Genomic DNA, 14,674 nt, shown 5'->3' with positions numbered 1-14,674 from the left:
ATGTTCAAAATATAATAACAAAAACATCTAAAACATTATGGCTTTTGATATTGAAATGATTAAAAAAGTGTATAACAACATGACGAGTCGTGTTGATGTTGCACGTGAAATAGTTGGTCGTCCGCTTACTTTAACGGAGAAAATTTTATACAATCACCTTTGGGACGGCGTTGCTAAGCAAGTATACGGAAGAGGTGTGGATTATGTAGATTTTGCTCCAGACAGAGTAGCGTGTCAAGATGCTACTGCTCAAATGGCTTTATTGCAATTTATGCACGCTGGAAAGAAAACGGTTGCCGTTCCCACAACAGTACATTGTGATCATTTGATTTTGGCTAAAAATGGAGCTGAATTTGATTTGGCTGCAGCAAATACACAATCCAAAGAAGTTTTTGATTTTCTTTCTTCAGTGTCTGATAAATATGGAATTGGTTTTTGGAAACCAGGTTCAGGAATTATTCACCAAATCGTTTTAGAAAACTACGCGTTTCCCGGAGGTTTGATGATTGGTACTGATTCGCATACTGTAAATGCAGGTGGACTCGGAATGTTAGCTATCGGTGTTGGTGGTGCTGATGCGGTAGATGTAATGTCAGGAATGTCGTGGGAATTGAAATTTCCAAAATTAATAGGTGTAAAACTAACCGGAAAATTATCGGGTTGGACAGCGCCAAAAGACGTAATTCTTAAAGTAGCCGATATTCTTACGGTAAAGGGAGGAACAGGCGCTATTGTTGAATATTTTGGAGAAGGCGCTACTTCAATGTCATGTACCGGAAAAGGAACTATTTGTAATATGGGAGCCGAAATTGGTGCAACTACATCTACATTTGGTTATGACGAGTCTATGAGAAGATATCTTTCTGCAACTGGTCGTCAAGACGTGGTTGATGCTGCCGATAAAGTAGCCTCATACTTAACTGCCGATCCAGAAGTTTACGCTAATCCAGAAACATATTTTGATCAAGTAATCGAAATTAATCTTTCGGAATTAGAGCCACATATTAATGGGCCTTTCACTCCAGACAGAGGAACTCCGGTTTCTAAAATGAAAGAAGAAGCTGCTGCAAACGGATGGCCAATTAAAGTAGAATGGGGATTAATTGGTTCTTGTACTAACTCTTCTTACGAAGATATGGCTCGCGCTGCGTCAATCGTGAATCAAGCGGTTGAATTAGGAATTAGTCCTAAAGCGGAGTTTGGTATCAATCCAGGTTCGGAACAAATTAGATATACTATCGAAAGAGACGGAATCATCGCCACTTTCGAAAAAATGGGAACCAAAGTGTTTACCAATGCTTGTGGACCTTGTATCGGACAATGGGATAGAGCTGGAGCGGATAAAGGGGAGAAAAATACAATTGTTCATTCTTTTAACCGTAACTTTTCAAAACGTGCCGATGGTAACCCAAACACGCACGCTTTTGTAACGTCTCCAGAAATGGTTGCTGCATTAGCAATTTCAGGGCGTTTGGATTTCAATCCTATTACGGATACTTTGATTAACGACAACGGTGAAGAAGTAAGATTGACTGCCCCTTTTGGTGATGAATTACCTAAAAAAGGATTCGCTGTAGAAGATGCAGGGTTCCAAGCACCAGCTGCCGATGGTTCGGGAGTTCAAATTTTGGTAAGCAAAACTTCGGATAGATTGCAATTATTGGCGCCATTCGAACCTTGGGACGGAAAAAATATTATGGGAGCTAAATTATTGATTAAAGCTTTCGGAAAATGTACTACAGATCATATTTCTATGGCTGGGCCTTGGTTGCGTTTCCGTGGTCACTTAGATAATATTTCAAACAATATGTTGATTGGAGCCGTAAATGCTTTTACAGAAAAAACAAATTCGGTTAAAAATCAATTAACAGGTCAGTACGATGCAGTTCCTGCAGTTGCTCGTGCTTATAAAGCAGCTGGAGTTCCATCAATCGTAGTGGGAGACCACAATTATGGTGAAGGTTCTTCTCGTGAGCATGCGGCTATGGAGCCACGTTTCTTGGGGGTTCAAGCGGTATTGGTGAAATCATTTGCACGTATCCATGAAACAAACCTTAAAAAACAAGGTCTTTTAGGATTGACATTTGCTAACGAAGCAGATTACGATAAAATCCAAGAAGATGACACCATCAACATTACAGATTTAGTAGATTTTGCTCCAGGAAAACCATTAACGTTAGAGTTCGTTCATACTGATGGAACCAAAGATATTATATTGGCAAACCACACCTATAACGAAGGGCAAATTGGTTGGTTTGTTGCTGGTTCAGCATTAAATTTGATTGCTGCTGCCGGAAAAGCATAAGTAATTCAATATAGTTTCATGAAAGCTTCTCTTTTTTAAGGGGAGCTTTTTTTTAGGAGCAATTTCCCGCTCTTCGTTACAAGCTTTTTTCCTGTTCTTGCTTTTTCTAAGACTAAAAAGGAGCTTCCTCCGGTCGCTCTTTTTCGTCAAGAAAAAAGTCAAGACCATTTCAAAAAAGGCTTTTCACTGCGATCAGGGCTAGGACAGTTTGCTCTGAATTAATATAGGCATACATCACCTTCTCGAGTATCATAATTTATTTCTAAAATTTTCTTAAAAACATTGGACTTATGGCTTTAATAAGGGAACTTTGCAATCAGCTAAAAAAAAGAGTTCAATTCCTTTGCAATTTTTCAAGTCCATTATGTAAGCTTTTACTAAAAAAGAGAAGTTTTATGTGCGGATTTTTAAAAATTACCATTCGAAAAGGAGGTTTTTTTATTTTTTATGCTTAAATTAGCTTTTTGTAGAAATTCAACTATTTCATCGGGATATTTTGGAATTGACTTAAATTCCAAATTTTGTAAAAATTTCCCTGTTTTTATTTCTTTGTGAAATAATACTACAAACTTTATTTCTTATCGCAATTAAGAAGGTAAGGGCTAGGTGATTCAGAAATTAAATCCTGAAAACCATTAGCATTAAAAACTTGCAATAATAATTTAAAAAAATAGAATGAGGTATTTCAAATTAATTTTAATAATGGTATTTTTTAGCAGCATAAGTATTTTTGCGCAAGAAAAGTATACGAAGCACACCATCTCAAAAGGCGAAACAATATCAAGTATTGCACAAAAATATAAGATAAAATCGAGTGTTATTTACGAATTAAATCCAGATTGCCGAGGAGTTTTAAAACTAAACTCCGTTTTATTGATTCCTTCTCAAAATGCAAATAAAAGGAATGATGCTGTTGAGGTAGCCTCAGTTAAAAGTGAAAGAACACATGAAGTTTTAGCGAAAGAAACTCTTTTTGGAATCGCGAAACAATACGGACTTACGGTTGATGATTTGAATAAAGCCAATCCAAAAATAGGAACTTCAGGATTAAAAAAGGGTCAGAAGATTGCTATTCCACAAAATGCGAATCCGGTTTTAGAAAACGAACAAGTAAAAATAGTTGAAGAAACCGCAACTCCTTCAAAAGAAAAATTAAAGACACCAATTTTAGTTTCTAAAAGCGAGGTTGTTCTTGAAAATAGTATTCATGAAGTCGCCCAAAATGAGACGAAATATGCTATAGCAAAACAATACGGAATTTCGATTACAGATTTGTACAACGCTAATCCGAAATTAGAAAAGCAATCGCTTAAAATAGGTCAGAAAATTAATATTCCGGCAAAAGAAGGAATCAATGCAAATCCGATTTTAGAAAAAGAACCAGTTAAGATAGTTGAAAAGATAGTTACTCCAACTAAAGACGTTCTGAAATTAGAGACAGTTACAGTAACTCCTGAAAAAGAAATTACCGAAGAAAAAACGGAAATTATAGTGCATGAAGTGTTGCAAAATCAGACAAAATATGCCATTGCTAAACAATATGGAATTTCAATAACAGCTATAGATAAAGCCAATCCGACAGTAGAAAAAGGATCTCTTAAAATTGGTCAAAAAATAAATATTCCAGTAAAAGAAGGAACTAAAGCAAACTTTTTAGCAGAAAATGAATCGGCAAAAAGTATTGAAGCGCCAGCCATTTCAATAAAAGAAACATCAAAAGCGGAAGTTGTTGTAGCGACTCCATCAAAAGAAGCTGTTTCGGAACTAAATACGGTAATAACGAGAGAAGTTTTACCGAAGGAAACTAAATTCGGTATTGCAAAACAATATGGAATTTCTGTTGAAGAATTAGAAAAGCAAAATCCAGGAATTGTCAAAAAATTACTTGTAGGTTATAAATTAACCATCCGTAATCCAAATAGTACTGTAGAAAATGCAATAGTAGAAAAAACAGAAACTGAAAAAAATCAAACCTCAGAATCAAATAGTTTTATAAGACCAACCAGCAACGTTGAATTGGTTGATCAATTAATTCGCATTGCTTCCGATAATATTGGGACGAGATACAGAACCGGAGGAACCTCAAAGAATGGTTTTGATTGTTCTGGTTTGATGTGTACTACTTTTGGTGCATTTGATATTAAGTTGCCAAGATCTTCTTTTGAGCAAGCTAATTTTGGTTCTAAAATTGACACCGAAAATGCACAAAAAGGCGATTTAATCTTTTTTAAAACAAATGGTCGAAGACAAATAAACCATGTCGGAATGGTAGTTGAGGTATGTGATGGGGAAATAAAATTCATACATTCTTCAGTGAGTAGCGGAGTAATTATTTCGTCTACCAAAGAGAAATACTACGAGAAAAATTTTACTCAAATCAACAGAGTTTTACAATAATTTCTGGCAGAATTTCTTCGTGTTTTTTTGTTTTATAACGTGTTTCTTCAATGCGTTTTGAATACTAGGAGAGAATTTTATTTATCACTTTAATCCAATCGTCAACTGTAGAATCGTTAGTGTTTATAGCTACACTATTGTTGTTATAAGGTTCGTATTTTCTGATATTATCTTTAGAAAACAGTCCGACAGTAGGCGTTTTTGAAGCGCTGGACAAATGCATGATGCCGCTATCTGCACCAATAAATAAAACGCTGTTAGCAATTAAAGAGCCAATTTCACGAACATCTTTGCTGTAAAAAGTGGGCGCTTTAAATCCAATTTTAGAAATATTTTCAACAGGTAAAACTTCGATGATATTATAATTATTTTGATATTCTGCTTTTAGTCTTTCATAAAATACTTCCCACCAAGTTTCTGAATAACATTTGTCACCGGTTGCATAAGTAAAGATACAAATGGTCTTTTTTTCGTTGTTGACGATGTCTTTTAATAATTTTTGACCATTAGCGATTTCGGAATTGCTTAATTTGAGATCCAAAGATGGAATTGGACTTTCGTTTTTATCTAGACCTAACTGCGTCAAAAAGCTTCTGAAGTTGTAGATAGGATATTTTGCAATGTGTTCGTAATCTTTGTATTTTGATTCAATATCTTCGCTTGCCTCGCCAAAAAACTTGTAGGTCGCATTGGCAAATTGTACTGATAATCTCCCTGACGAAGAATTTTTATCTACGTTAATTGCAATGTCGTAGTGTTGTTTTTTTAGTTTTATCCAGACTTTAATATAATTCAGGGTTTCTTTAAAAGGTTTTTTAGGCAATTCAACCACGTTATTTATGTTTTCATAATTTTCAAACACAATAGGAGCAATCGTTCCTTTTACGAACAAGTCAATTTTGCATCCTGGAAAAGTGTTTGTAACTTCTTGAATTAATGGTGTAATCAATAATAAATTACCCAGCCTTTGATTTGGTCTGCTGATTAAAACTTTTTTAATAGTAGTTTTATCTGTTAATTTAATATTTTTTGTTGAGTTTGTGTTACCAATGTTTTTAGTAAGACCTTGCATTAATGCTCTTCTTACTACATTTATTTTTTTTAAAGTACTCATGATTGTTCGCAATTATTTATTAAAATAACATTTCAATTAAGCAGTAAAAAGGGTTGATGACTTTTATAAAATTAAAAAAAGTAACGAACTCTAGTTCTCTCAAATGCTTGGCAAATATACATTTTAGATAGAATTTATTAGAGCTAATACTTAAAAATAAATTGCATTAGGAGAACACAAAAATAAAGTATTTGTTCGAAAATTTTTAAGAAATGAATCGCTTAAACGAGCTTTTTTTTAAAATTTGCTGTAAAGGCAATGCTTTTCGTTATATGGGAATGGATTATCTTCTTTAAAAAAATCGGGATTGTATGCGAATTCCCAAATCTTAATTAAATTTTTAAATTAAGTAATTATCTAATTTTCAAATTAACCTATCTTTGCCGTCCCGAACAGTTGGGAGAAAAATGTATCTATGAAGTTTGATTTATTACAAAAAGATCCGCAGTCAAAAGCTAGAGCGGGAAGTATTACCACAGATCACGGTGTGATTGAAACTCCAATTTTTATGCCTGTAGGGACCGTAGCCTCTGTAAAAGGAGTGCATCAGCGGGAGCTAAAAGACGATATCAATCCAGATATTATTCTGGGAAACACCTATCATTTATACTTACGCCCTCAAACCGAAATCCTCGAAAAAGCCGGTGGTTTGCACAAATTCATGAATTGGGATCGCAATATCTTGACTGATTCCGGAGGTTATCAAGTATACTCTCTTTCGGCCAATAGAAAAATCAAGGAAGAAGGAGTGAAGTTCAAATCGCATATCGATGGTTCGTATCATTTTTTTACGCCAGAGAATGTAATGGAAATTCAACGTACAATTGGCGCTGATATCATCATGGCTTTTGACGAATGTACGCCATATCCTTGTGATTATCGGTATGCACAACGCTCGATGCATATGACACACCGTTGGCTGGATCGTTGTATCAGTCATTTGGATAAAGTGCCAATGAAATATGGTTATGAACAAACATTTTTTCCTATTGTTCAAGGAAGTACTTATAAAGATTTACGTAGACAATCGGCAGAATATATTGCTAATTCTGGACAGCAGGGAAATGCCATTGGCGGACTTTCTGTTGGAGAACCTGCCGAGGAAATGTATGCGATGACCGAAGTGGTTTGCGAAATTCTTCCGGAAGACAAGCCTCGTTATTTGATGGGAGTTGGGACGCCAATAAACATTCTCGAAAATATTGCACTTGGAATTGATATGTTCGATTGTGTGATGCCTACTAGAAATGCCAGAAACGGAATGCTTTTTACTGCAAATGGTTCTATTAACATCAAAAACAAAAAGTGGGAAGCTGATTTTTCTCCAATAGACGAAATGGGAATCACTTTCGTGGACACGGAATATACAAAAGCATATCTACGTCACTTGTTTGCTGCCAATGAATATTTGGGGAAACAAATTGCCACTATTCATAATCTTGGGTTTTATATGTGGTTGGTTCGTGAAGCCAGAAAACATATCTTAGCAGGAGATTTCAGACCTTGGAAAGAAATGATGGTGAAAAATATGAGTCAGAGATTATAAATATTAGGTTTTGCTATCAGGTTTTAAGACCTGATAACCAGAACCCAACACCCCAAAATCATGTTAACAATTATAGATAAATACATTCTTAAGCGATATTTAGCCACTTTTGCGGTTATGTTGTTATTGTTTATCCCAATAGGAATTGTTATTGATGTTTCGGAGAAGATCAATAAAATGTTGGAAAATAAAGTTCCATTCCTTGAAATTGCTATCTATTATTATCATTTTACAGTTTATTTCGCTAACATGCTATTTCCGATATTTCTGTTTTTATCGGTGATTTGGTTTACTTCTAAATTGGCAAATAATACCGAAATTATAGCTATTCTAAGTTCCGGAATATCTTTTACTCGTTTTTTAAGACCCTATATTATTGGTGCGTCTATTATATCTGTTTTTGTGTTGTTAATGGGTTTTTTTATTGTTCCTGCTTCCAGTGAAGGTTTCAACAGCTTTAGATACACTTATCTGAGGAATGATGGAAAGCAAGCTATGATGGGCGATAATACAGATGTTTACAGACAAATTAGTGATGATGAATTTATTTATGTAAATAGTTTTAATACCGAATCTAAGACTGCATTTAATTTTTCGTTAGAAAAGTTTAAAGAAGAGAAACTGGTACATAAAATAACGGCAAGCAGAATTAAATGGAATCCAAAAGATAGTACCTACACACTCTATGATTATACGAAAAGAACCGTGGGGAAACTGGGTGACAAAATAGAAAAAGTACCTGAAAAAAAGGCTAAATTTATTTTTGATTTAGAAGATTTAACACCAGTAGTTTACATTGCAGAGACTTTAAGTTTAGGTAAATTAAATGCTTTTATTGAAAAAGAAAAGAGTCGTGGTTCTTCAAATATCAATGTGTATTTGGTTGTTTTATACAAAAAATATAGTATTCCGGTTTCTGCATTTATACTTACAGTTATTGCTGTTGCAGTTTCTTCTATGAAACGAAGAGGAGGAATGGGAACTAATTTAGCAATAGGAATTGCACTTGCTTTTGCATTTGTCTTTTTTGATAAAATCTTCGGAGTATTAGCCGAAAAATCAAGTATTCCTCCAATGTTGGCCGTTTGGTTACCTAATATAGCCTTCGGAATTTTAGCCATTTACTTATTGCGCAATGCGAAACGATAATTTAAAGAGTTACTTAAATCTTCATTTAATAGTATTTATTTGGGGTTTTACTGCTATTTTGGGAGCTTTGATCACAATCACTGCAGATGCTTTGGTATGGTATCGAATGCTTTTTGCCGGTTTTTTTCTGGCTATTTTTATTGTTTTCAAAAAAAAATCCTTCCAGATTCCGGTACGCTCATTATTGAAATTAGTGTTTGTCGGCTTGCTGATTGCCCTACATTGGATCTTTTTCTTTAAAGCCATTCATGTTTCGAATGTATCCATTACACTATCGGTTTTTTCATTGGGAGCTTTTTTTGCCTCTTTGTTGGAACCTATTTTTTATGGCAGAAAAGTGCTTTGGTATGAAGTTTTCTTCGGATTAATTATTATTGCAGGATTGGCACTCATTATGCAAGTCGAAATTAATTATTTGGATGGGATGCTTTATGCTTTAACTTCTATTATTTTAGGCGTTTTATTCACGTTAATGAACGGTAAATTAATCGAGCGTCATGATCCGTCGGTAATTTCTTTTTATGAATTTTTAGCCGGTTTTGTTTTTATAACTTTCTACTTTTTGTTCCAACAAAAATTCTCCTTTGATTTTTTTGTTTTAACCGTAAATAATTGGGTATTGATTTTGATATTAGCTTCTGTTTGTACCGCTTATGCATTTACCGCTTCTGTGAAAGTCATGCAGAAATTATCACCATATACGGTTATGTTAACGACAAATTTAGAGCCGGTTTATGGGATTATTTTAGCTTATTTTATCCTTGGTGGAAAAGAAAAAATGAGTAAAGAATTTTATATTGGAGCCCTGATAATTGTAATTACTGTAATTCTCAATGGCGTTATTAAACATTACCAAAAAGACAAAGAGTAATAAGAAGTTTATGTGGTTAAGAGGTAATATTTGCACTTAAATAGAAAATATCCCTCATCAAACGATTTTAAATTTTATATTTGCATTTCCAAATCAGAAAAAAATAAAGCAAAAATCCTATGGAATATTTAGATTTTGAGCTTCCTATAAAAGAACTGGAAGAACAGTTAGAAAAATGTGTTGTTATTGGTCAGGAATCAGATGTTGATGTGACGAATACTTGTAAACAAATCAACAAGAAACTAGAAGAAACCAAACGACATATCTATAAAAACCTGACGGCTTGGCAACGTGTACAATTATCAAGACATCCAAGCAGACCTTATACCTTAGATCATATCAAAGCACTTTGCGGAGATACTTTTCTGGAACTTCACGGAGACAGAGGATTTAAAGATGATAAAGCCATGATTGGTGGTTTAGGTAAAATAGATGGACAATCTTTTATGATTGTAGGTCAACAAAAAGGATTCAACACTAAAACCCGTCAATACAGAAACTTTGGGATGGCAAATCCTGAAGGATATAGAAAGGCATTGCGTTTAATGAAAATGGCCGAGAAATTCGGAATTCCGGTATTGACTTTGGTTGATACTCCGGGAGCTTATCCTGGACTTGAAGCCGAAGAACGCGGACAAGGAGAAGCCATTGCAAGAAATATTTTTGAAATGGTTCGTTTAAAAGTGCCTATTATAACTGTTATTGTTGGTGAAGGTGCATCGGGAGGAGCTTTGGGAATAGGTGTTGGAGATCGCGTTTATATGCTTGAAAACACATGGTATTCAGTAATTTCTCCAGAATCTTGCTCTTCTATTTTATGGAAAAGTTGGGAGTATAAAGAACAAGCTGCCGAAGCTTTGAAATTAACTTCTACTGACATGAAAAAACAAAAATTAATTGATGATATTATACCTGAACCACTTGGTGGGGCTCATTATGACAGAGCCAGTACATTCAAAACAGTGGAGCAATATATCATGAAAGGATTTAATGAGTTAAAAGACTTATCAACAACAGAATTAGTTGCTCAAAGAATGGATAAATACTGTAAAATGGGCGATTTTAAAGAATAAAATCTTACAAAATTATATACAATCCGAAGCCTTGTGGTTTCGGATTTTTTTTGGGTTATAAACAAAAAATAGTTACTTATCAACAAATTTTTGTAATAACTCAGTGGTCATAATTTTTTAATTTTTGTTACTTTCGCTCCATGGAAAATTTCAGAAATATAAATCCTGTGAAGGTAGATAAATCGACTATCATAAGTCTTGAAAAAGGAAAGTTACCTCCCCAAGTGTTAGAGCTAGAAGAAGCTGTACTTGGTGCGATGATGATTGACAAAAAAGGAGTAGATGATGTCATCGACATTTTACAACCTGATGCTTTTTACAAAGACGCTCACAAACATATTTTTGAGGCTATCGTTCAACTGTTTACAGAAACGCAGCCCATTGACTTATTAACCGTTTCTGCTCAACTCAAGAAAAATGCAAAATTGGAGTTGGCTGGAGGTGATTTTTACTTAATTCAATTAACTCAGAAAATATCTTCTTCTGCACACATTGAATTTCACTCCAGAATTATTCTTCAAAAATTTATTCAACGCAGTCTGATTCGTATTTCATCTGAAATTATTGAAGAATCTTACGATGAAACAACAGATGTTTTTGATTTATTAGATAGAGCCGAATCAAAATTATATGAAGTAACACAAGGAAATATTAAACGTAGTTCCGAAACGGCACAAAGTTTAGTATTACAAGCTAAAAAACGAATTGAAGAAATTGCCGGTCAGGAAGGATTGAGTGGTGTTGCGACTGGTTTTGATAAATTAGATAAGATTACATCTGGTTGGCAGCCAAGTGATTTAATCATTATTGCAGCCAGACCAGCGATGGGGAAAACTGCATTTGTATTATCGATGGCCAGAAATATGGCTATTGATTTTGGAATGCCTGTTGCTTTATTTTCTTTAGAAATGGCATCAGTTCAGTTAATTACCCGTTTAATTTCTTCGGAAACAGGCTTGTCATCAGAAAAATTACGTACAGGAAAATTAGAAAAACACGAGTGGGAACAATTGAGTACCAAAGTCAAAAACCTGGAAAAAGCGCCACTTTTTATTGATGATACACCTTCATTATCCATTTTTGATTTGAGAGCAAAAGCCAGACGTTTGGTTTCCCAACATGGTATCCGAATTATCATTGTGGATTATTTGCAATTGATGACGGCCGGAGGAAACGGAAAAGGCGGAGGGAACAGAGAACAGGAGATTTCAACAATTTCCCGAAACTTAAAAGCACTAGCCAAGGAATTAAATGTTCCTGTTATTGCACTTTCTCAATTATCTCGTGCGGTGGAGACCCGTGGTTCTAGTAAAAGACCGTTGCTTTCTGACCTTCGTGAATCGGGAGCGATTGAGCAAGATGCTGATATTGTTTCGTTTTTATATCGTCCTGAATATTATAAAATTGACGAATGGGATGATGATGAGGCTTCGCCAACTGCAGGTCAGGCAGAGATAATGATCGCAAAACACCGTAATGGTAGTATAGAAAATGTTCGATTGAAATTTATTGGTAATTTGGGTAAATTTGATAATCTCGAAGATTACAGTGGTGGTTATGACGACTTGCCTTCAAGCATGAACCAAGATGAGAATTCATTTATTACTAAAAATTTGCCTTCTGCCAATGAAGCTTTCGGAAGTAATTTGAATAATCTTGATGATGATAGTGATGTACCTTTTTAATATATCGATTTAATCCGCTTCAATAGCGGATTTTTTTATGAATATCATCGCTTAAAAACGGTTATCTTTGAAATAAAAAACAGTAATGCCTTTCAGAAAGTCACTTTATATTTTTCTAATTTTTATTTCCTTTTCAGCAAAAGCATCCTTTATTTTGTTGCCAATGGATGAAACTTCGCAACAAAATCATCTTAAAGCATATGGAATTACCTATTGGTGTTTAGACAAAAATTACAAAGCCAGTTGGTTACTCAATTATCGCGGAGGCTCATTTTTGTTGCCAGATGCTGCAGAAATTCGTAAAGAATGTCAAATCCGCGGTGTGAGTTTTGAAATTTTGTCAGACAATGAAGAAACAACTATTTTGAACGAGATCTCAAGTCCTTCTCAAAACATGGAATCGGTTGTGTTAGAAAAAGCGCCTAAAATAGCGGTTTATACACCAAAAGGGAAACAACCTTGGGACGACGCAGTCACCTTGGTCTTAACTTATGCAGAAATACCGTTTACACCCATTTATGACGAAGAAGTGCTTAGCGATCAATTACTGCTTTATGATTGGTTGCATTTGCATCATGAAGACTTTACCGGGCACTACGGGAAATTTTACGGTGCATATAAAAACACACCTTGGTATATAGAGCAAAAGAAAGATGCCGAAGTTTTAGCAACTAATTTAGGATATTCTAAAGTCTCACAAGAGAAAGGTGCTGTGGCCAAAAAAATCAGGGATTTTGTTATAGGCGGGGGGTTTATGTTTGCCATGTGTTCTGCAACAGATAGTTTTGATATAGCTTTGGCAGCAGATGGTATTGATATTTGTGAATCAATGTTTGATGGTGATGCGAGTACAGCAAACTATCAATCAAAAATGAATTATGGAAATTCTTTTGCTTTCAAAGATTTTACATTAGAAAGAAGACCCGAACAATATGAGTTCTCCGATATTGATATGACTATGAAACGCAGAATTCCTATGGAGAAAGATTATTTTACTTTAATGGAATTTTCAGCAAAATGGGATCCTATTCCCAGCATGCTGTGCCAAAATCATACACAATTAGTAAAGGGGTTTATGGGGCAAACCACTGCATTTGATGCAGAACTTATCAAATCGAATGTGTTGATTATGGGGACTTGTGAACTCAATGGAGAAGCCCGTTATATCCATGGCGAAAAAGGAAAAGGCATGTTTACATATTATTCCGGACATGATCCTGAAGATTTTCAGCATCAGGTGGGAGACCCTGCTACCGTTTTAGATTTACACCCAAATTCTCCGGGGTATCGCTTGATTTTAAATAATGTATTGTTCCCTGCAGCCAAAAAGAAAAAAATGAAAACGTAAGCAGTTCTAAATTCTTTATCGCTGCTTTTTATTTAGTCTAAATTGTTTAACGGCTCATAATCAGATATGTGTAATTTTGCATATATTATTGTTCGAGTTTCGTTTTGTTTCTTTTTGATGATTGAAATCTGATTATTATTTCTTCTAAATCTTCAAATTGTATTTTAAATACATTAAATTTGATATACTTTTATTCATTAATATAAACGTAAAGAATTACTTAAATTCTATAGAAAACACTTGCCCCTCTGCGCTAAATTAGTATTGATTTCTTATAGGAATTCGATTTTTTATAGAGCCAATTGCCATAATCTACAATGGACCTACTTTTATTTTTGTAACATCAAAACAATTAAAAAAAGATAAAGATGGAGACAAATAACAAAATTGCTTTAGTTACCGGAGCAAATAGAGGTTTAGGTAAAGACATGGCATTAAAACTTGCCCAATCCGGTTCTGATGTTATTGTAGTGTATCGCAATAATAATGAGGAAGCTGATGAAGTGGTCAGCGAAATTAAAAGTATAGGGAGAACTGCTGTTGCGATGCAATTAGATATTGCAAAGACATTCACATTTGATGCATTTTACAATAAATTATCTGTCATTTTGAATGAAAATTGGAATCGAAATACTTTTGATTTTCTCGTTAACAATGCTGGACATGATGCATATTCCTTATTTCCGGACACTACTGAAGATGATTTTGATAATTTGATGAATGTGCATTTTAAAGGAGTCTATTTTTTCACTCAACGTGCATTGCCTCTTATAGCGGATAATGGTAGAATTGTAAATATTTCAACTGGATTAACCCGTTTTGCTACTCCAGGTTATGCTGCCTACGCTGCTATGAAAGGAGCGGTTGAAGTTTTGACTAAATACTTAGCAAAAGAATTGGGACACCGAAAAATTACTGCCAATTTAGTAGTGCCTGGAATTATGAAAACTAATTTTACAAAAGCAGCTTTTGCGGCACATCCCGAACTCGAAAAATACGTAGCTTCAATTACTGCATTGGGTAGAGTAGGGTTGCCCACAGATATAGGTGGTATTGTAGCTTTCGTTTGTTCAGAATCTGCAGGTTGGATTACCGCCCAAAGGATTGAAGCTTCCGGAGGAATGTATTTGTAGAAATTAATTTTTTTAAATCCTTTTAGTGTTAAATACAAACCTGATTTGTTATT

Annotated in this window: 10 protein-coding genes; 9 read left to right on the top strand and 1 reads right to left on the bottom strand. The window is 34.6% G+C overall.

The features are described 5' to 3' along the window. Positions 1 to 37: 37 nt before the first annotated feature. Both O6P34_RS01070 and O6P34_RS01065 read left to right on the top strand, forming a co-directional pair. A complete protein-coding gene (locus tag O6P34_RS01070) occupies positions 38 to 2,305 on the top strand; it encodes an aconitate hydratase (RefSeq protein ID WP_269685511.1) in 2,268 nt (755 codons plus the stop codon). A gap of 675 nt (positions 2,306 to 2,980) precedes the next feature. Beyond that, entirely contained in the window at positions 2,981 to 4,702 is a 1,722-nt protein-coding gene (locus O6P34_RS01065; protein ID WP_269685510.1) for a peptidoglycan endopeptidase, read from the top strand. A gap of 64 nt (positions 4,703 to 4,766) precedes the next feature. On the opposite strand, the gene O6P34_RS01060 is transcribed toward O6P34_RS01065, so the two are convergent. Continuing rightward, positions 4,767 to 5,816, bottom strand: a complete 1,050-nt coding sequence (locus tag O6P34_RS01060) for a glycosyltransferase family 9 protein (RefSeq protein WP_269685509.1) — start codon at positions 5,814 to 5,816, stop codon at positions 4,767 to 4,769. A 415-nt stretch (positions 5,817 to 6,231) separates the two neighbouring features. Between O6P34_RS01060 and tgt the strand changes: the two genes are divergently transcribed. From tgt to O6P34_RS01025, 7 genes are all read left to right on the top strand, one after another. Further along, positions 6,232 to 7,362, top strand: coding sequence for a tRNA guanosine(34) transglycosylase Tgt (tgt, locus tag O6P34_RS01055; protein ID WP_269685508.1), 1,131 nt, complete (start codon positions 6,232 to 6,234; stop codon positions 7,360 to 7,362). Between the two features lie 60 nt (positions 7,363 to 7,422). Next, the gene (locus tag O6P34_RS01050) at positions 7,423 to 8,511 is read left to right on the top strand and encodes an LptF/LptG family permease (protein WP_269685507.1); all 1,089 of its coding nucleotides are present in this window, start codon (positions 7,423 to 7,425) and stop codon (positions 8,509 to 8,511) included. Further along, complete coding sequence (locus tag O6P34_RS01045) at positions 8,498 to 9,382, top strand: DMT family transporter (protein ID WP_269685506.1); 885 nt, start codon at positions 8,498 to 8,500, stop codon at positions 9,380 to 9,382. Before O6P34_RS01050 ends, O6P34_RS01045 begins: the two co-directional genes overlap by 14 nt. A gap of 119 nt (positions 9,383 to 9,501) precedes the next feature. Next, a complete protein-coding gene (locus O6P34_RS01040; protein ID WP_269685505.1) occupies positions 9,502 to 10,455 on the top strand; it encodes an acetyl-CoA carboxylase carboxyltransferase subunit alpha in 954 nt (317 codons plus the stop codon). Between the two features lie 140 nt (positions 10,456 to 10,595). Continuing rightward, positions 10,596 to 12,140, top strand: a complete 1,545-nt coding sequence (gene dnaB, locus O6P34_RS01035; RefSeq protein ID WP_269685504.1) for a replicative DNA helicase — start codon at positions 10,596 to 10,598, stop codon at positions 12,138 to 12,140. An 85-nt stretch (positions 12,141 to 12,225) separates the two neighbouring features. After that, positions 12,226 to 13,488, top strand: coding sequence for an asparagine synthetase B (locus O6P34_RS01030; RefSeq protein ID WP_269685503.1), 1,263 nt, complete (start codon positions 12,226 to 12,228; stop codon positions 13,486 to 13,488). A gap of 368 nt (positions 13,489 to 13,856) precedes the next feature. Then, positions 13,857 to 14,621, top strand: coding sequence for an SDR family NAD(P)-dependent oxidoreductase (locus O6P34_RS01025; RefSeq protein ID WP_269685502.1), 765 nt, complete (start codon positions 13,857 to 13,859; stop codon positions 14,619 to 14,621). Positions 14,622 to 14,674: the final 53 nt, after the last annotated feature.

This window comes from Flavobacterium lacustre, assembly GCF_027474525.2.
Lineage (GTDB): Bacteria > Bacteroidota > Bacteroidia > Flavobacteriales > Flavobacteriaceae > Flavobacterium > Flavobacterium lacustre.
Note: the sequence above shows the minus strand (reverse complement) of the source record. Positions and strands in the feature narration are given on the sequence as shown.

Excerpts from the sequence above, each read along its gene's own strand:
- dnaB (WP_269685504.1), top strand. The coding sequence starts at position 10,596 with ATGGAAAATTTCAGAAATATAAATCCTGTGAAGGTAGATAAATCGACT.
- O6P34_RS01060 (WP_269685509.1), bottom strand. The coding sequence starts at position 5,816 with ATGAGTACTTTAAAAAAAATAAATGTAGTAAGAAGAGCATTAATGCAA.
- tgt (WP_269685508.1), top strand. The coding sequence starts at position 6,232 with ATGAAGTTTGATTTATTACAAAAAGATCCGCAGTCAAAAGCTAGAGCG.
- O6P34_RS01040 (WP_269685505.1), top strand. The coding sequence starts at position 9,502 with ATGGAATATTTAGATTTTGAGCTTCCTATAAAAGAACTGGAAGAACAG.
- O6P34_RS01045 (WP_269685506.1), top strand. The coding sequence starts at position 8,498 with ATGCGAAACGATAATTTAAAGAGTTACTTAAATCTTCATTTAATAGTA.
- O6P34_RS01065 (WP_269685510.1), top strand. The coding sequence starts at position 2,981 with ATGAGGTATTTCAAATTAATTTTAATAATGGTATTTTTTAGCAGCATA.
- O6P34_RS01050 (WP_269685507.1), top strand. The coding sequence starts at position 7,423 with ATGTTAACAATTATAGATAAATACATTCTTAAGCGATATTTAGCCACT.
- O6P34_RS01070 (WP_269685511.1), top strand. The coding sequence starts at position 38 with ATGGCTTTTGATATTGAAATGATTAAAAAAGTGTATAACAACATGACG.
- O6P34_RS01025 (WP_269685502.1), top strand. The coding sequence starts at position 13,857 with ATGGAGACAAATAACAAAATTGCTTTAGTTACCGGAGCAAATAGAGGT.
- O6P34_RS01030 (WP_269685503.1), top strand. The coding sequence starts at position 12,226 with ATGCCTTTCAGAAAGTCACTTTATATTTTTCTAATTTTTATTTCCTTT.